Source organism: Bacillus sp. EB106-02-03-XG38 (assembly GCF_058792175.1).
The window spans coordinates 236,979-255,618 of sequence record NZ_JBYTED010000002.1; the positions used below are offsets into that span (position 1 = coordinate 236,979).

The following is an 18,640-nucleotide window of genomic DNA, read 5'->3' on the forward strand; positions in this document are numbered from 1 at the left end:
TTTAGTAGCACAATATCTACATTTTTCAGTCGCAACTTTTACAATATAACTTATATACATAAGAGAAATTTCATTTTTATAGAATATTAATTCCATCCCTCACTTTATATTACTAAAACGAATAAAATACAAAAAAATCAACCAAACGGTTGATTTTTTATCTTCTACTATAATGTGTCGTATCAATACCACGTTGCGTTAACCAATGATATGTTTCGCCCTTTACAACAAGAGGTACAGATTGCAATTCTTCTATCGTCTTCGCACCGAGAGCTGTCATAATAAATTTCAAATCTGTATGTAAAAGGTCAATTTCATCCACTAACTTCTCGATACCATCTTGCATTAAAATGCGTAAAAAGTATCCAGCAAACGCAGTTGTATTCGCCCCTAATGCGATTGCTTTCGCTACGTCAAGCGCTGTTTGTATACCCCCAGATGCAATATAAGAGAGGTTATTATTTGTAGAGGTTGCTTCAATAATCGAGGTAGCTGTTTGTATGCCCCAGTTATTAAAATAAGAAAGCATTCGCTGTCTTCTTTCATTTTCAACAGCAGCAAAATTCGTACCACCTTGTCCGCCAATATCAATTGCCGTTACACCCACGCTCGCTAACTGTTGCATTGTTTCCTTACTCATCCCAAATCCAACTTCTTTTACAATGACAGGAACTTTACTATTTAAAACAATTTTCTCAATGCGCTGAAGTACACCAGTAAAGTCACGGTCTCCTTCTGGCATCGTTAACTCTTGTATGACATTTAAATGAATTTGCAATGCATTTGCTTCAATCATATCAACGGCACGCTCTGCCTGTTCGATAGTTGCCTCACTACCTAAATTAGCAAAGAAAATACCATTCGGGTTTACCTTTCTGATAATCTTATAAGAAGCAGCCTCACTTTCATCTTTTAACGCCGCCATTTGCGAACCTACAGCCATAGCAAGATTATGATGTTTTGCTACATATGCTAATTGCTCATTAATATGTAACGTTTTCTCTCCTCCACCACCAGTCATCGCATTGATAAAAATCGGCGAACTTAGTGAAAGTTCGCCGATTTTTGTTTCACATGTTATTGTGTCATAACTTGAATTTGGCAAACCTTGATGCACAAAATCAATATCATGAAAGCCATGCGTACGAGACTGACCAGTAGAAAGAGCGTATTCAATATGATCTAATTTACGTTTTGCCCTTACCACTTGTACCCCTCTTTATTTCTTTAATTTTTTCAGTTGTTCACCAATAATATCACTTAATTGGAAAGTAGCAGAATCTGCATTTGGCTCATACTGACTGTAATCTTCAATTACATTATTTTCCTCAAGCGCTTCTTTTATACTTAAAGAAATACGTTTCTCTGCCACATGGACTTCAAGCACTTTCACTTTTACTTCTTGTCCCATTTCCAATACTTCATTTGGATTTTTCACGTGACGATTTGCAATTTGAGATACGTGCACAAGACCTTCAACGCCAGGTAAAACTTCAACGAATGCGCCGAATGTAACAAGACGTTTTACGACTCCATCACGAATATCTCCAGCTTTTAGTTCGCCAGCAACATTTTCCCAAGGTCCTGGTTGAGCTGCTTTAATTGATAAAGAAATACGTTGTGTATCAGCATCAACAGATAATACCTTCACCTTTACCTTTTGACCTTGCTCTAATACTTCAGAAGGTTGCTCTACACGTTCGTGTGAAATTTGTGAAATATGAACTAAACCGTCCACACCACCAACATTAACGAAAGCACCAAAATCAGTTAATCGTTGTACTGTTCCTTCAACAACGTCTCCTTCTTTTAATGAAGAGATTGCTTCTTTTTTCTTAGAGTCTAGTTCTAATTCTACTACTGCTTTATGTGAAAGAATCACACGATTTTTTTCGCGGTCTAATTCAACAATTTTCACAGCTAATGTTTTGCCTTTATAGTCAGTAAAATCTTCTACATAATGTACTTCTACAAGTGAAGCTGGGATAAAACCACGAACACCAAGGTCCACAACTAATCCACCATTCACAATATCTTTTACAGTAACATCAAACACATGACCAGAAGTGAATTTTTCTTGTAATTCTACCCATGCTTTTTCTGCATCAACAGCACGTTTAGATAAGACAAGATCTTCTTCTTCTAATTTAATAATCTTTAATTCTAGTGTTTGATTTAATTCTACAACATCGCTTGCTTTTTCAATATGAACGTTAGCTAATTCACTAATTGGAATTACGCCATCTGTTTTGTATCCAACATTTACAAGCACTTGTTTCTCTTCAACTTTCGTTACAGAACCTGTAACAACGTCACCAACTTGTAATTCTTTTGAATCCATAACTTCTTCATTCATTTTCTCTACCATGGAAATACCTCCCTACAGAATTGACAAAGCATTTTTTATGTATATACGAAATGAAAACAATTGTTTTCATTTGCATGTTTAAGAATTTATCATCACATACTCAAGTTCCATACATTTCACTAGAAAATATATTAAACCTATATAAATAGTATACAGCAAAATCATCTTGAAGAAAGTATGTTTTGAAATATAATAGCGAATATATTCTGAAAGTTTTATCTCTCTTTTACTAACTTCTTACAAATCCAATCATTTGTCAAGGAAAGAGACTCACAATTCACGTATCCTTTACATTTCTATACAAACAAACAAATAAAGAAAGAGGATATCCCCTTTCTTTATTTCGCAAACACTCCTGAAACAATACTCATAATTTTTTGGACAACTTCTTCAATTGATAAAGAAGTTGTATCTAATTCCAATGCATCATCAGCCTTTTTGAGAGGAGAAACTTCGCGTTCTGAATCTAATTTATCACGCTGAGCAATCTCTTCTTTTAACTGCTCTAAATTAGAATCAAAACCTTTATTCATATTTTCTAAATGTCTTCTTTCTGCTCTTTCTTCTACAGAAGCAAGCATAAAGATCTTCACTTCAGCATCTGGTAACACATGTGTACCGATATCACGACCATCCATTACAACGCCGCCTTTTTCCGCTAACTCTTGTTGACGACGTACCATTTCTTCACGAACAAGACGATGTTTGGCCACAATCGATACTCGATTCGTCACCTCAGGTGTACGAATTACTTCCGAAACATCTTGTCCATTTAAAAATACAAGTTGTGTATTTTCTCCTTGCTGAAACTCAATTTTTACATTTTTTACAACTTCCATTAACTGCTCTTCATTTTCAATATCCACTTTTTGCTCAAGGGCTGCATATGTAATCGCACGATACATTGCGCCTGTATCAATATAAACGTAAGAAAGCTTCTTCGCTACAACTTTCGCAACTGTACTTTTTCCAGCAGCTGCTGGACCATCTATAGCAATTGAAATTTGTTTATCCATTGTAACACCTCATTTTTTCACTTATAAAACAAAACGAAAAGCAGGTATTCTCCTGCTTCTTCTCATTTGCTTCACGTCATTAAATCCTCAATTATTGTAGCATAATCCTTCATAGAAGAAAATGAAAACTACCTATTCACCTGTAAGATTTCTGCTTTGTTTTTTACCATGACACCTTCATAATAAACAATTTTAGATAAATATTTAACTGACGACTTATGTATAAATAACAGTTGCACAACAGAAAGACAAATGAATTGTATTACTAATATACGAACAATAATTCGCTCCACTTTTTTCAACGTAATTGCTCCCTCCTATCCTATATTTACACATCGTACATATAGCAGTTAATTTTATTGTCATTTTCGAGGCATACTTTTATACATTTCCATTGTCGAATTTACTCAAAACATGTTATGTTCTAAATGTATTTTTTTACTTGAAAGGGGTATAAGCATTGAAAAGAATCCTAGTTTTACACACAGGTGGAACAATTGCAATGGAGGAAGACAAAGAAACTGGGGTCGTACAACCAGGTGAAAAAAATCCTCTTTTAAAATTTATTCCTGATTTAGAAGGCGATGTTGATTTAATCGTTGAAGATGTGTTCCATCTACCATCTCCTCATATGACACCGAGCGAAATGTTACAGTTACAAGTCATCATTGATGAAAGAGTAAAACAAGACAACATTCATGGCGTAGTCATTACGCATGGTACGGATACATTAGAAGAAACTGCCTATTTCTTAGATTTAACAGTACAAGCAACTATTCCGATCGTTGTGACAGGCGCAATGCGCTCTAGCAATGAATTAGGTGCTGACGGTCTATATAACTTCTTATCAGCTGTAAAAGTCGCAAGCAGTAATGAAGCCGCAGAAAAAGGCGTTTTAGTCGTATTAAACGACGAAATTCATTGCGCTACAAATGTAACGAAAACACATACAAGTAATGTAGCAACATTCCAAAGTCCACAATATGGACCAATTGGTATGGTAACAAAACGTGGTGTTGTATTCCACCATGCTTTAGTACATCACGAAACATATTCAGTAAAACAGGTTTCTAAAAATGTAGTCGTTCTAAAAGCGTACGCTGGTATGGACGATACATTGTTAGCAGCAATTGAAAATCTTCCAGTAGACGGGATTGTTATTGAAGCACTTGGACAAGGTAATTTACCCCCAAGAACACTTCCTAGTCTAGAACGATTAATAAATAAAGGAATTCCTGTCGTATTAGTTTCTCGCTGTTTTAACGGCATCGTTCAAGATGTATATTCCTATGAAGGTGGCGGCAAACAATTAAAAGATATGGGGATTGTATTCACATACGGTTTAAATGCTCAAAAAGCACGTATTAAATTATTAGTTGCACTAGAGAATACGACTTCACATGAAACAATCCAAAATATGTTTATGCACGATTAAAAAAGAAGCTGTCGAAGTTTATTTCGACAGCTTCTTTTTACATTTCTCTTGTTGAAATGGTTTGCGCAATCGCATCCCCATGAAATCGACCATTCTCAATAAATATTTCATTTGCATTATTTCCAGCAGCAATTACACCTGCAATGAAAATATTTTCAGCGTTTGTTTCCATCGTATCCTCTGCAAAAATCGGACGTCCTGTCTCTTCATCAATTCGAACACCCATCTTCGTTAAGAAGCTATGGTCAGGATGGTAACCAGTCATCGCAAATACAAAATCATTTTTGATTGTATTTGCCTCACCGTCCACTGTATACGTTAACGTATGTTCAGTAATTTCTTTCACATGAGCCCCAAAATGCATGTGAATTGTACCATTTCGTACTAATGCCTCAAACTCTGGCAAAATCCACGGCTTTATACTTGGTGAATACTCACTTCCGCGATATAGTACCGTTACACGCGCACCTGCTTTAACAAGCTCTAACGCGGCATCTACACTCGAGTTTTTTCCACCTATAACCACTACATCTCGATCAAAATAAGGATGTCCCTCTTTAAAATAGTGAGCTACTTTCTTCAATTCCTCACCTGGAACATTCATATAATTTGGATTGTCATAATATCCAGTTGCTACAACAACATACTTTGCTATATATATTTCTTTACTTCCGTCACGCTTTGTTGTCTCAACATGAAAAACTTCTCCATCTTTTTGAACTTTCTCCACTCGCTCAAAAGCATTTACACGTACAGATTTACGCTTTACTACTTCACGATAATACGCAAGCGCTTGATTTCGAACTGGCTTACGGTTTTCCGTAATAAAAGCTACATCACCAATTTCCAATTTTTCACTAGAAGAGAAAAATGTTTGATGAGTTGGATAATTGTAAATCGCATTTACAATGTTTCCTTTTTCAATTACTAACGGATTTATCCCTACCTTTTGCAACGAAATTGCTGCTGCTAATCCGCACGGACCGCCTCCAATTATGATAGCTGTTTCTTTCTGCATACCCGGCTCACTCCTAGTCTTCTACCAATACACTATTTATAAAAACAAGAAAAAACCTACTTACAGCAGTAGGCACCTATCTTTATTGTATTCATTTTTCATATATTTGTCATCTAAACGAAACGTACATCCGATAGACATCTGCTAAAAACTGCTGAAATTTAATACCTTGTTTCCCTAATACATTTTCAGGATCAATCTTTCTAGCTGGGTCAAGTGTTTTATGTGATACGATAGCTTTTTTCGGATTCAAGCCGAAATTTTGACATAAATACGCATGATACCACGTAAAACGGGTATACGCTTCCCAAAAGTTAACATCACCGCCATAACAAAGTTCCACTCCAATGGCCGCCTTATTCGCATCATAACCATATAAGTCATTATCGGTCGACACACCATACCGAACATGGTAGGCCACTTCATTTATAGGAATAATTTCTAATATTGTTTTGTCATCTATAAATGTATGTGCCGAAGCTTTCGGTTGTATTTCATTAAAATAATCTCGATTCCCTATCGCATTGCTACCAGGATTCCCCGTATCATGACTTACAATAAACCTGACTTTAGAAAGAGGGATTCCCGGTCGTGAACTTCCATATCCAATATAATTACGTTCTATAGGAAACATCGCCATTACTACCAACTCCCGCTTCAGAAGATTACCTTACTTCTTTATATATGTATTCGGTAGCAATGCCCTTATAGCATATTTCTTACGCGAAGAGAAAATCGAAAATATTTGATGTGAACACCATAAATAATAAAATACTTACAGCAACGCCATAAAAACCGTAAAACCAAACACAATCTTCTTTCGTATCTAAACCGAAAAATTTATTTACTGATTGTAATAATGTGCCGCGCTTACTTTGTTTGTTTCTTAATACTTCCACTCGCTCTACAACATCTGCTGGCATCATAAATCTTTGGTCTACTGTCATTTTCATCATTTATCTCTCCTTAAAATCATTTCCGTTTTGTTTATCTAAGGAAAGTATAGCACGTTTGTTCGTATAGAACAAGCGTTCTTTTGTTTTTCTTTTTATTTTTATTTTTCAGCAAACGATGTAAGAATCGTGATTACAAAGGCGATAATCGGCCCTACTACAACCGCACCAAATATTAAAAACAGCAGTCCTTCCCCGAACACCCGAACGATACTTGTTTTTTCGGGTTTCGTCGTTCTTGCGAGTTCTCCCTCTAACCTCTTAACCTTTTCTTCTAGTTGTTCTACTCGTTCCATCATTTCATTTTCCATATACAACACCTCACTCTAATACTTCAACAAAAAAAACGTGATTCCCTCGAAAGGAATCACGTTTTTTCACATTATAATATTATACCCAACCTCTGAAGCGACTTGCTTCAGCCATTTTACGAACACCGACCATGTACGCAGCTAAGCGCATGTTCACTTTACGAACTTGTGCTGTTTCATAAATAGAATCAAATGATCTTACCATTACTTTTTCTAAACGTTGTTCTACTTCTTCTTCAGTCCAGTAGTAACCTTGGTTATTTTGTACCCACTCAAAGTAAGATACCGTTACACCACCAGCACTTGCTAATACATCTGGAACAAGTAAAATGCCGCGATCAGTTAAAATTTTAGTTGCTTCTAATGTTGTTGGACCATTTGCAGCTTCAACAACGATTTTCGCTTTAATATTATTAGCATTTTCTTCTGTGATTTGGTTCTCAATTGCAGCTGGAACTAAAATATCACAATCAAGTTCTAACAATTCTTTATTTGAAATTGTATTATTAAATAATTTGGTTACTGTACCGAAGCTATCACGACGGTCTAATAAATAATCAATATCTAATCCGTTTGGATCATGCAATGCACCGTAAGCATCTGAGATTGCAATAACTTTCGCACCTGCATCATGCATAAATTTAGCTAAGAAGCTACCAGCATTACCGAATCCTTGAACAACAACGCGTGCACCTTTAATATCAATGTCGCGTTTTTTTGCAGCTTCGCGAATACAAATTGTTACACCTTTCGCTGTTGCTGTTTCACGTCCATGTGATCCACCTAATACAAGTGGTTTACCTGTAATAAATCCTGGTGAGTTAAATTCATCAATACGGCTATACTCATCCATCATCCACGCCATAATTTGAGAGTTTGTGAATACATCTGGAGCTGGAATATCTTTCGTCGGTCCTACGATTTGGCTAATTGCTCGTACATAACCGCGGCTTAATCTTTCTAACTCACGAAATGACATTTCACGTGGATCACAGATAATTCCACCTTTACCTCCACCATATGGTAAATCAACGATACCACATTTTAAACTCATCCAGATTGAAAGTGCTTTCACTTCATTTTCTGTTACATTCGGATGGAAGCGAATTCCACCTTTCGTTGGACCAACAGCATCATTATGTTGTGCACGATATCCTGTAAATATTTTAACAGTCCCGTCATCCATACGAACTGGTATTTTCACTGTCATCATACGAACTGGTTCTTTTAATAATTCATATACTTCGTTTGGATAACCCAATTTTTCTAACGCTTCACTGATAACAATTTGTGTTGAATTCAATAGTTCAAAATGTTGTTCCCTTTGTTGTTGTGTTTTTGTTTGAGTTCCCTTTTCGGCTACCATAGTAAGTAAACCCCCTGTAATTTCACTTGTTTAGTAAACCTTCATTGCCTAGTATACACCGTTAAATTTGGAATGCAATAGAAAACGCTAACAAATATATACAAACTATTTTCTTTTGCAAGCGTTTTCACTATCATTATAGTCCTTTTATCGCTTTTAGAAAAGTAAAATACTTAAATATTTAAATATTTTTTATTTTACTTACATACAGCAATTTGAAAAGATTCATTTAAGTAAATGAAAAAAGAAAACCTTAGCTATATTTTATTAGCTAAGGTTTTCTTTTTTCACAAAGTAATTGTGTATTTGTTCAATTGCTTGAGAATCCATTAATTCTTTGCCATATTCCATTAGGCGATAAATAGTTGCCGTCGACGGATTACCATATTCCGCTAAAATAGCTATAAAATCAGCCTTCAGTAATTGAATTTGCTCCTCTTCTTCCATCCAAAGATAGAAGCGTCCATCCCACGTATATAATTTTCCGCCAGTTACATCAAGGTTATATAAACGATTCGACAGGTTAATTACGTCATCTAGTGTAGCAAACTCATAAAGTATATGCTCGCTTTCATCTAGAGTCACTTGCATTTCAATAAACTCGTCACGGAACTCATCATCTGTATCAACTTCTTGATGTTCTTTCGTTACAATTACGACCATTCCTTGCGCTTGTAGAGAAAATACTTCAACTGCAATCGGACCATCCGCTTCAAATCCTAATTCCTTATTTGCTTCTTGCATCATATCACGAAATAATTGCTGTACTTTCGGTGCATTTCTCCACAAATCTTCTTTCGTTAATCCTCGTTCAGATAAATCATCAAATGTTAAGAAAATTTTTATTTTATTGTAATTTAATCGTTCCAGCCTCATCTCATACCCTCCCTACGTAACCAATGAATATAATTTTTATTATATGAAATAGAAAATAGATGGTTCTTTTCGAACAACTATTCTAACATTTTTAACCAATCATCCCATTCTTCTTTCGTATCACCAATTAGGTTTGTTTGAATGTTCAACTGATTTCGAGCACTTATTTCTCCTATAACCCCAACAGAAAAGGTCTCATTTTTTTCTTGTAATACATTTACGTTCTTAAGTTCTCGTTCATCATCAAAAGAGACTACTACATATGTAGGTTGTATTTGCTCAACAGCTAATAAAATACGATCTTCTGCTAAGCTTGACCTAATATATATCACCTCATATCCTTTTAATCGTAAATACGTTGAGAAAACAAACCCTTTCAACATATTATTTTCTAACACAACAACTTTGTGTATAGAAGAAAACGATGATGCATTATGGTACACCATCCCTAGACGAGTTTGTAAAAATGATACGATATATTGGAACTGCACCATTGTAACTTCATTATTATTTTTTAACGTTAACAATTTATTTGACACTTGAAGAACAATACTTGCTATAACTTTTTCTGTTGCATAAATACTAAAAGCCTCGTTTAACAATGCAGAAGTTGTAATTTCATCAAATTTTAACAAAGCTTGTAGTAAATCGTCCACTAAAACAACTTCTTTATCGTAATGTATTTCTTTTTGAACATCACTCTGCAAACGATTCCCTTCTAATAATTGAACTGCTTGTCCAATCATCATGCCGGAAGAAACCTTGTCCATTAACCATTTCAAAATTTGAACATGCTCTTCTGTATATAATCGATGCCCCGCATGATTCCGCTTTGGGGCAATAATTTGATATCGTCTTTCCCACGCACGAAGCGTACTCGGCTGAATTCCAATTATATTCGAAACAGCTTTTATGTTATATTTTCCGTTTAGAGTTGGCATTATTTCCCTCCCTGTAACGTAATAATATGTGTTTGAGCAGGTGCTCGGAAACGAAATGGAATCAACGTTGTTCCATAGCCATTACTAACAAAAAGGGTCACACTTGAACGCTTATATACGCCACCTTTTAAATATTTTTTAGATGGGAATAATCGGATTTGCCCTCCATGTGTATGTCCACTTAACACAAGGGAAATTTGTTCTTTTCCAGACATTTTGTTTATTATATCAGGGTTGTGGCTAATTAATATGCGAAAACCATCTTCTTTACAATCAGCCAACGCTAAATCTAAACGATCACGTTTCATCCCAACATCATCTACACCGAGTAAACAAATTTTCTCTCCAAATTCAGATTCAAATACAACTCTTGTATTATCTAAAACTTTCACATTATTTTCTAATAACAAAGCATCTAATTCATGATATTCAATCTCATAATCATTATTTCCCCATACAAAGTATACAGGAGCTATCGCTCTTAACTTTTGTATATTTGCAGAGATTTGCGATAAAGGGACACCTTTTTCCGCTAAATCACCACCAATAATTACAATGTCTACTTTTCCTTTTACTTGTTCAATTAAAGAATTCGAAATGATCCTTCTATGAATATCTGATATAAAAAATACATTTACTTTTTGAAAACTTTTCGGAAACTCTTCAAATATTAAAGTATGTTCTAGCACCGTATCACGCATTGCTTCTTTATACATAACAAGAAGAAATATAATACCAATACATATGAGAGTACTTAATAAGATAATCCATATCATATATTTTTACTCCCCTCCTCATAAAGATAATCCTCAGTTTTTATAGTAAGTATTTTACTAACTCTCTTGTTTTGTGGACTTATCTTTTATCGGAATTTTTAATTCTTGACCTACATTCACTTCATCTTCTTGTAAGTCATTATACTTTTTAATTACTTCGATCCCAGTTTCATCTGAAAAATATTGCTTCGCTATACTTTCTAAAGTTTCTCCCTCTTTCACCGTATGCGTTACGATCTTCTCAGAAGATGCTTCGGAATCAGATTTAGCTGAATCAAAGAAAATGACCTCAAAGGCACTTTTCCCAGCGTTATTACCATCACTTTTCACCTGAATATATTTATCTGTATACCATAAAATACTAATTGGTAGTAATATGAATAGAAATGTTAAAACTCGGACGAAAATATGATTCATTTTAAACTTTTGTTTGTTCTCTTTATTTCTATGAATTTCACTACGCGGCGGTAAACCTTCTTTTTCTTCCACTCGCTCAACTTCTAATTCCTCTTCAAAGTCAGGAATTCGTTTCCTCATGTTGTTCACCACCACCTTCCATTTATTTTCTTAATTGGAGTCCCATTATAAAATCTACAAGAAAGTGTGCAAAGATTGTTATAAACAAATTTCCTGTCCATTCAAATACGTAACCAAAGACAAAACTAATGAAACAGACGAAACAAAACAAAAACGGCTTTTTTATATATCGAATATGTAACACTGCAAATACTAAACTCGCTATTACAATTCCAAAGTGCGTCTGCACTACACCTCTAAATAAAAATTCTTCTGCAAAGCCGATAATGAACGTAATAACGAATAGATGCATAATTGACATTCCTTGAAACATCCTATCGTTAATACCCCCATCATCAAACCAAGACTCCGGAAATACTCGCATTGCAACATAATCTAATAACACAATACCAATCGCTAACAAGCCACCTATTATAAGTATAGACATCGGTTCCCATTTCCACAGATTATACACCGATTTTATATCTCGGAATAATATATATGCTAGTAAACAACCGATACCGATAATAATGAACTGTGTGATATACAGATTTAGCCTTATTTCTTTCGGACTCATATCTTCAATATTATGCCTTTGAATGTTCATCATTCCCCCATCTTTTCTAGACCGAAAAGCTTTTGTAACTCTGTTTCCCAATTATAGTCGAAATCCGATTGTTGCGCTTGTCTTTTTTTATAATCTGTTTTTGTAATATGACAATAGTCACAGCAATTCTGCAACTCGTCCTCTTTTCTATAACCGAACTGTTGCAGCAAATATTCACGTCTACATCCTTTTACTTGTATCCATGATTTCATGTTTTCTAGCTCACTATATTTATTACGTAGTCTTATTTCTACTTCAGCTATTAATCTGTTCATAATTTCATCTGACAAGCTCTCTAATATTAATTTTCGCTGTTGTATGATTCCAAGCCGCTCCAGATGATAGCGGATGAAACGCCAATATTGTTCATTAAATCTTGCTGCATTATAACAAATTTCTTCTACCTCTTCTATTGGTAATTCTTTCGTTTGAAACATTCTTTCTTGTAGTAAAGAGAATAAAAATTGTATTTGTGACGGACTCGGCAATTCGTCTTCAATGATTGAAATTGGTAAATCGTGATCTAACGGACTACATAGTAAGATAGCTATACTCGGTTCACCATCTCTTCCAGCTCTTCCGATTTCTTGCAAATAAGAAGCTATATTAGTCGGATAATGGAAATGAATAATATATCTTGTATTCGACTTATTTACTCCCATACCAAAAGCGCTTGTACATATTACTAGCTGTAACTGGTCATTCATAAACTGCTGTTGAATTAACATACGCTCTTCATGTTCCATACCACCATGATAGAAAGCGACACCAATCACGCCTTTTCCTCTTAAATATTCCGTTAAACGTTCTGTCCACGCTCTGCTTGAACAATATACAATTCCTGGCCCTTGCAAATACATAACCTGGTCCAAAAGCGCTTCTTTCTTCTCTTCTATCGTCTCCACAAATTGTACTTCCATTGCAATGTTTGGACGATCAATAGAGTATACATGCTGCGTCACATTCTTCAAATCTAGACTTTCTGCTATATCCTGGAGTACATCTTTCGTCGCTGTAGCCGTTAATGCTAGCACCGTAGGAGACCCGATATTCTCAATGACTACATTTAGTTTTTTATAATCTGGCCTAAAATCATAACCCCATTGCGAAATACAATGGGCCTCATCGACAACAAATAATGAAATATGAACTTTCTTCAATTCTCTTATTAACAATTCCGACTGTAACATCTCTGGCGAAACAAAAATAAATTTATATGAAGCTAATTTTTTCATCGCTTCTCTTTTTTCATGTAATGTCCGAAAACTATTAAATGCTATCACTCGGTTTTTCACAACATATTTTAATTGTGTAACTTGATCTTCCATCAAAGATAATAATGGCGATACTACAAGTACCGTTCCTTCTTGCATTAACCCTGGAAGTTGATAACACATAGACTTCCCTCTTCCGGTCGGAAGCATTGCTATAACATCTTTTCCTTCTAATAAATCTGTAATTACTTCTTTTTGACCTGGACGAAATTCAGAATATCCAAACCACCTATATAAATATTCCTCAAGTTTCATTTATACCCTCCATCCGCGCCAATACAAGACGAACTTCAAAATAAGAGATATCCTCTCCGACCGCTTGTTTCAACTCACGCAACTTACGTGTTTGTAATGTATCAATTACTCTCGTTACTTTATCTATTTTGTCTTTTTCCATAAACATCTCGATAGAAAAGTCTCTCTCTCGCAAAGCAATTTCAACAAAATGGTCTTCTATCGTTGCAACCTTTAAATTTCTAATTGTAGCTATTTCTTCTAAAGAGCGCCCTTGCCTCCAAAAATTATATGTTTTTTTCGTTGATAAACTAAATAATTCAGCTCTCTCATTTGGATAAGAAATAATCTCAGCTAATAATGGAAATTCTTTTTCTTTATCTCGAACTTCTTGTATAAGGAAATGAATTGTACCCCAAAATAAAAAGTACACCCTGAATATATCTTGTTTCGTAATTTCCGCTAACTGCTGTAATGTACAACCGATACGTTCATATCCTGTTAATCTATATGTTACAATCGTCGCTTCTACCACATCACATTTCCCTAAAAGGTTATGTATTTCTTCCCATAATCTTTTCGCTAATTCACTTCGCCTATACGGCATACCTGTTAAAAAGCGTTTCACCCACACCATTATTTCTGTATCTTGTTGAATAGGAATAAACTTCGTATTATTCTGTTGTAAATTAGATATAGTTTGAATAGTTAAAGATAATCTTTTCCAAAATGTTTCACCTAATTCGCCATAGTGCAAACCATGTAAATGCGCTGGAAAAGCATACCCTTCCTCCCATGTATGTAACTGCATTTTACCTTTAGGTGTTAACAAATATGTATTTTCATGTATCTCTTGAATCCAATCCGCTTGCAATAACTTTGCAACTTCACGATCATATTCAGTTCTATTTAACGATTTATATATTCCAAACAAAAAAGAGATTCGGAACATATTTCCATCTTGTAACGTTTGCGAAGAACGTTTTCCCTTTAATAAATAATAAATAGAAGAAACGGTTCTTTCACCATTCAATTGTTTTAAACAATACAATAAAGTATATTGTAGTTGCATTACCGCTTCCACCCTTCAATCTAACTTAATTGCTTTTCGTATGATACCCATCTACCTTCACTCATTAAACTTATCATATCGGCAATATATACTTGTATATATTCTATTGTACCAAACGAAATAACATTTACGTATTTTGAAAATCTTATGACATAATGCAAAAATTAGTTGACACTCTAATTGATAAGGATTATCATTATAATTTTATGTTGAAAAGTTTTAAAAACCGTTTTACAATAAGGTTATAATTTTTATGGCGAGCTTTTCACATACATATTATCAGGAGGGAAAAAAGATGGCAAAATATACAATCGTTGATAAAGATACTTGTATCGCATGTGGTGCTTGTGGCGCTGCTGCACCAGACATTTATGACTATGATGATGAAGGTATTGCATTCGTAACATTAGACGATAACCAAGGTATCGTTGAAATTCCAGATGTATTACTTGAAGATATGATGGATGCATTCGAAGGTTGTCCAACTGACTCAATCAAAGTTGCTGACGAATCATTCGACGGCGATGCTTTAAAATTCGAATAGTCTTTTATTAACTTCAAAAAATCCCCCTCATTCATTTGAGGGGGATTTTTTGTTTTCCATTTTCATTATATTTAATAAAAAACCATTAGTAGTTCCATACTACTAATGGTTTTATTTTATATTTATGCATTTTTCATTTTTGCAAACACCCATACTTTCAGGCGTGAGAATAACGCTACAAATACAATTGTCACAACAATTCCTTTAATTAAATTAAATGGTAAGATTGCCGTTACAACCGTCGTTCTTATAGCTTCGCTAGACATAGCTGGTGAATTTAAAAACCAAGTGTAAGCTGGGAATATGATGATGTAATTTAATACACTCATAATAAGCGCCATTGTAATTGTCCCTAGCATTAATCCTGTCGTTAAACTTTTAACAGTACGATACTTTCTAAATAAGAAAGCTGCTGGTCCAATAAATAAACATCCTGCAATAAAGTTAGCAATTTCTCCAACTGGTACTCCCGTTAAACTCCCTTGAATCCCGTAATGTAAAATGTTCTTTATCGCCTCTACAATTATCCCCGCAACTGGTCCGAAAATAATCGCAGCAATTAAAGCTGGCACATCACTAAAATCAATTTTTAAAAATGGCGGAAGCCCTGGGAACGGGAAGTCCAACATCATCAGTAAATATGCAATACTACTTAGCATCGCTACACTCACCATCTGCACTACACTGTTTTTTTGTTTCATCTTTCTCTCTCCTTTTCCATCGATCATCTCATGGAAAGTGGAAAGGTTCTGCTATGCCTACTTTTTCATAGAACGAAAAAACCCTTTGTGTTTTACACAAAGGGAGAATTTAAGGCACATCAAACAGACGTTCAAATCCATATCTTTTTTGAACGCTTGAACCTCCATCTTCTCCCATCCAGACTATACTGTCGGCTTTGGAATCACACCAAATCCTGCCTTAACGGCTCGCGGGCTTAGAACAAAATCACATATAGTTCATCACCGCCGGTCGGGATTTTCACCCTGCCCCGAAGATAGACCGATATTCTATTTTCCATTTCATTATACAACAACATGATCGTATTGTGAACAAAAAAAGCGTAACTTATTAAAAATAAGTTATTAATTTTATACAATCGGAACGATTCATTATATTTTACAATACACTCCATATTTTTTAGTATTCGGCATTTCTCCTATGAATCCCCTAGTCATATATAATTAAAAGTGATAAGATGTTGAATTGTTAAGATAAGAACATTTTCTGGATTATGGAGGAAATGTCATGAAGAAAGAAAAAAGACACTCTATTCGAGAAGCAATGAAAAAAAACTTACGAAAAGAATACTTTTACTTAAAAAAAGAATTACTTTTCTACTGTCCGATTGATTTAGGCACATTCTCAAGCGAGACATACTATGCTGCTTTCGATGAGGATGGCATCAGTATTTATCAGTATGATAAAAAAACAGAAAGTAAATTAAAATTATGTGAGCGTCATCCGTGGAAGAGTTGGAATAAAGTGAAGGTGGATCATTATTTAACAACTTCTCAATTTATTTTCCAAGGGGAGCGAAACTGGATATTATCCCTTTTCCAAAAAGGAAAAGAAGCTCAAAAAATAATCGAAGAGCATACCTCTTTACAAACTGAAGTTGTTTCCCGCTCTTTCTTAAAAAAACTTCCAGGTTTTCGTTCTAATACACCATTGAATAAATACATCGGCAGCATTTGTTACACTGCACTTATTGCATTTTTATTAAAATGGATGATTCCATTTCAAGGACCACAAATCGCCCTGTATTCCATTTCAATCGGTTGTATGCTTCTTGGTTTACTTTGTTTGACAATCGGTTTAATTGAACCGACTATTGTACTGTTTCGAACAAATGAAAAAACAAGAACGAAAGTATTTTACTTATATAGCTACTTAGCTATTTCTGGATTTATATGTGTCTTTATTTTTTGGTAAAAAAAGAGCTAGTTGTGAACTAGCTCTTTTTTACTTTACATATAATTGTTGATTTGGATAAATAAGCTCTTGCCGCAGTCCGTTTTTTTCTTTAATTTCCTTAACTGACATACTAAATTTCCGTGCAATACTAACTAAAGTGTCCCCTTTTTGGACGACATATAACGATGAAGAAACGACTTCATTTCTTTGTTCATTTAAAACAAGCAACGGATTCATCGCATTCTTTTTCGCCATCGTCCATCTTCCTTGATGAACTTCTAAATGTAAGTGCGCACCTCGCGATTCTCCTGTATTTCCTACTTCTCCAATTATTTTTCCTTTTGAAATATAATCCCCTTGAACTACATATCTCTTATTTAAATGTGCATATACAGCCTCATATTCTCCATGTTTAATAAACACAACGTTTCCGTAACTACTGGAATAATAAGACTTTGTTACCCTACCTTCTTGAATAGCTGCCACAGGTGCGCCGATGGGTGCCGCTATATCTATACCGTAGTGTTTTCCATGCCTTGTCCCAAAATAATCACTTATCTTTCCCTCAACAGGCCATGTCCATTGATTTTCCTCTGCGTACACATGTAATTGAGATAAAAACAATACTGTCAATAACATGACTCCACATTTTAACACTTTCATATACATCCTCCGTTTTCTAATTACCACCATACCTTCTCTATTTTGGTATATTACAGAAAAAAGTATACAAAAAAGAAAGTGGATCACTCCACTTCCTTCTCATTTTTATCACGGAAAACGATTGCACTGCGATTATACTCTACATCTTTTACTTGTAATCGAGCATTTATCACTCTAGCTACTGCAAATAAATAATCAGATAATCTATTTACATACTTTAGAACAACTTTATTGATTTCCCCTTCTTTTTGTAAAGTCACTATACACCGCTCCGCTCGCCTTACAACCGTACGTGCCATATGAATAGCAGCAGCAGGCTCGCTTCCACCTGGTAAAATAAAGCGCTCTAGCGGCGGTGCTTCTTCTATATACAAATCAATCCTTCTTTCTAAACTTTCGACCATTTCAATCGTCACTTTATAAGGGATTTTCCCTGTTACTATCGCCAAGTCTCCTCCGCAATCAAATAGTTCATGTTGAATATTTTCAAGTTCATTGTAAATATCTCCCAGAGACCCACCTTGTAGCTTCGTCATCGCATATCCAATATGAGAATTTGCCTCATCTATCGTGCCATATGCTTCAACTCGGATATCATCTTTATCCACTCTGCCACCTATTACACTTGTTTTCCCTTTATCTCCTGTTTTTGTGTATAATTTCATCGCTTTACAACACCCCTCTTATTATTCTTCATTAGACTAAGATAGAAAAAAGTTCTACTATTATTTATTTAATTGATTTACAAAAAAA

The 18,640-nt window shown here is 34.8% G+C and carries 22 protein-coding genes and 1 riboswitch; of the genes, 3 read left to right on the plus strand and 19 right to left on the minus strand.

Annotation, left to right across the window (positions count from 1 at the left end):
• Positions 1-157 precede the first annotated feature (157 nt).
• The 4 genes from AC3WTI_RS10485 to AC3WTI_RS10500 all read right to left on the minus strand — a co-directional run bounded on the left by AC3WTI_RS10485 (position 158) and on the right by AC3WTI_RS10500 (position 3,686).
• On the minus strand, positions 158-1,207 hold the full coding sequence (locus tag AC3WTI_RS10485; protein WP_087958119.1) for a type 2 isopentenyl-diphosphate Delta-isomerase: 1,050 nt from the start codon (positions 1,205-1,207) through the stop codon (positions 158-160).
• 12 nt (positions 1,208-1,219) lie between these two features.
• Positions 1,220-2,368 carry a 30S ribosomal protein S1 gene (gene rpsA / locus AC3WTI_RS10490; protein WP_087958118.1) on the minus strand — a complete coding sequence of 383 codons (1,149 nt, stop codon included), beginning with the start codon at positions 2,366-2,368 and terminating at the stop codon, positions 1,220-1,222.
• 338 nt (positions 2,369-2,706) lie between these two features.
• Positions 2,707-3,384: a (d)CMP kinase gene (gene cmk / locus AC3WTI_RS10495; RefSeq protein WP_087958117.1), complete on the minus strand. Its 678-nt coding sequence runs from the start codon at positions 3,382-3,384 to the stop codon at positions 2,707-2,709.
• 128 nt (positions 3,385-3,512) lie between these two features.
• Entirely contained in the window at positions 3,513-3,686 is a 174-nt protein-coding gene (locus AC3WTI_RS10500; RefSeq protein ID WP_087958116.1) for a YpfB family protein, read from the minus strand.
• Positions 3,687-3,844: 158 nt separating this feature from the next.
• Here AC3WTI_RS10500 and ansA point away from each other — a divergent pair, with 158 nt between their 5' ends.
• Positions 3,845-4,819: an asparaginase gene (gene ansA / locus AC3WTI_RS10505; protein WP_087958115.1), complete on the plus strand. Its 975-nt coding sequence runs from the start codon at positions 3,845-3,847 to the stop codon at positions 4,817-4,819.
• Between the two features lie 37 nt (positions 4,820-4,856).
• Here ansA and AC3WTI_RS10510 read toward each other — a convergent pair whose 3' ends face one another.
• The 12 genes from AC3WTI_RS10510 to AC3WTI_RS10565 form a co-directional block, all read right to left on the minus strand.
• Positions 4,857-5,837 carry a YpdA family putative bacillithiol disulfide reductase gene (locus AC3WTI_RS10510; RefSeq protein ID WP_097840388.1) on the minus strand — a complete coding sequence of 327 codons (981 nt, stop codon included), beginning with the start codon at positions 5,835-5,837 and terminating at the stop codon, positions 4,857-4,859.
• Between the two features lie 109 nt (positions 5,838-5,946).
• On the minus strand, positions 5,947-6,477 hold the full coding sequence (locus AC3WTI_RS10515) for a peptidoglycan recognition protein family protein (RefSeq protein ID WP_048527012.1): 531 nt from the start codon (positions 6,475-6,477) through the stop codon (positions 5,947-5,949).
• A gap of 79 nt (positions 6,478-6,556) precedes the next feature.
• Positions 6,557-6,793: a DUF3961 domain-containing protein gene (locus AC3WTI_RS10520; protein WP_001983018.1), complete on the minus strand. Its 237-nt coding sequence runs from the start codon at positions 6,791-6,793 to the stop codon at positions 6,557-6,559.
• A 98-nt stretch (positions 6,794-6,891) separates the two neighbouring features.
• The gene (locus tag AC3WTI_RS10525; protein WP_087958113.1) at positions 6,892-7,101 is read right to left on the minus strand and encodes a hypothetical protein; all 210 of its coding nucleotides are present in this window, start codon (positions 7,099-7,101) and stop codon (positions 6,892-6,894) included.
• Between the two features lie 79 nt (positions 7,102-7,180).
• Positions 7,181-8,467 carry an NAD-specific glutamate dehydrogenase gene (gene gudB, locus AC3WTI_RS10530; protein WP_048527007.1) on the minus strand — a complete coding sequence of 429 codons (1,287 nt, stop codon included), beginning with the start codon at positions 8,465-8,467 and terminating at the stop codon, positions 7,181-7,183.
• A 267-nt stretch (positions 8,468-8,734) separates the two neighbouring features.
• Complete coding sequence (locus AC3WTI_RS10535) at positions 8,735-9,343, minus strand: genetic competence negative regulator (RefSeq protein WP_048527005.1); 609 nt, start codon at positions 9,341-9,343, stop codon at positions 8,735-8,737.
• Positions 9,344-9,420: 77 nt separating this feature from the next.
• Complete coding sequence (locus tag AC3WTI_RS10540; protein WP_142286633.1) at positions 9,421-10,284, minus strand: MerR family transcriptional regulator; 864 nt, start codon at positions 10,282-10,284, stop codon at positions 9,421-9,423.
• A complete protein-coding gene (locus tag AC3WTI_RS10545; protein WP_087958111.1) occupies positions 10,284-11,060 on the minus strand; it encodes a metallophosphoesterase in 777 nt (258 codons plus the stop codon). The genes AC3WTI_RS10540 and AC3WTI_RS10545 overlap by 1 nt, the downstream gene beginning before the upstream one ends.
• Positions 11,061-11,117: 57 nt before the next feature.
• On the minus strand, positions 11,118-11,597 hold the full coding sequence (locus AC3WTI_RS10550; RefSeq protein WP_048526998.1) for a LysM peptidoglycan-binding domain-containing protein: 480 nt from the start codon (positions 11,595-11,597) through the stop codon (positions 11,118-11,120).
• Positions 11,598-11,619: 22 nt separating this feature from the next.
• Entirely contained in the window at positions 11,620-12,183 is a 564-nt protein-coding gene (locus AC3WTI_RS10555) for a CPBP family intramembrane glutamic endopeptidase (protein WP_087958110.1), read from the minus strand.
• Positions 12,183-13,712 (minus strand): RecQ family ATP-dependent DNA helicase, encoded by a 1,530-nt coding sequence (locus AC3WTI_RS10560; RefSeq protein ID WP_087958109.1) that lies wholly within the window; start codon positions 13,710-13,712, stop codon positions 12,183-12,185. Before AC3WTI_RS10560 ends, AC3WTI_RS10555 begins: the two co-directional genes overlap by 1 nt.
• Complete coding sequence (locus AC3WTI_RS10565) at positions 13,702-14,763, minus strand: YpbB family protein (RefSeq protein WP_087958108.1); 1,062 nt, start codon at positions 14,761-14,763, stop codon at positions 13,702-13,704. The genes AC3WTI_RS10560 and AC3WTI_RS10565 overlap by 11 nt, the downstream gene beginning before the upstream one ends.
• Positions 14,764-15,058: 295 nt before the next feature.
• On the opposite strand from AC3WTI_RS10565, the gene AC3WTI_RS10570 reads away from it, so the two are divergent.
• The gene (locus AC3WTI_RS10570) at positions 15,059-15,307 is read left to right on the plus strand and encodes a ferredoxin (RefSeq protein ID WP_001151996.1); all 249 of its coding nucleotides are present in this window, start codon (positions 15,059-15,061) and stop codon (positions 15,305-15,307) included.
• Between the two features lie 122 nt (positions 15,308-15,429).
• On the opposite strand, the gene AC3WTI_RS10575 is transcribed toward AC3WTI_RS10570, so the two are convergent.
• Positions 15,430-16,008, minus strand: coding sequence for an ECF transporter S component (locus AC3WTI_RS10575; RefSeq protein WP_000810851.1), 579 nt, complete (start codon positions 16,006-16,008; stop codon positions 15,430-15,432).
• A gap of 162 nt (positions 16,009-16,170) precedes the next feature.
• Positions 16,171-16,310, minus strand: a riboswitch (FMN riboswitch).
• 245 nt (positions 16,311-16,555) lie between these two features.
• Here AC3WTI_RS10575 and AC3WTI_RS10580 point away from each other — a divergent pair.
• Positions 16,556-17,242, plus strand: a complete 687-nt coding sequence (locus tag AC3WTI_RS10580) for a hypothetical protein (RefSeq protein WP_087958107.1) — start codon at positions 16,556-16,558, stop codon at positions 17,240-17,242.
• Positions 17,243-17,272: 30 nt separating this feature from the next.
• Here the strand turns inward: AC3WTI_RS10580 and AC3WTI_RS10585 are convergent, their stop codons facing one another.
• Positions 17,273-17,887 carry a peptidoglycan DD-metalloendopeptidase family protein gene (locus tag AC3WTI_RS10585; RefSeq protein ID WP_087958106.1) on the minus strand — a complete coding sequence of 205 codons (615 nt, stop codon included), beginning with the start codon at positions 17,885-17,887 and terminating at the stop codon, positions 17,273-17,275.
• A gap of 83 nt (positions 17,888-17,970) precedes the next feature.
• A complete protein-coding gene (locus AC3WTI_RS10590) occupies positions 17,971-18,552 on the minus strand; it encodes a cob(I)yrinic acid a,c-diamide adenosyltransferase (RefSeq protein WP_087958105.1) in 582 nt (193 codons plus the stop codon).
• Positions 18,553-18,640 lie beyond the last annotated feature (88 nt).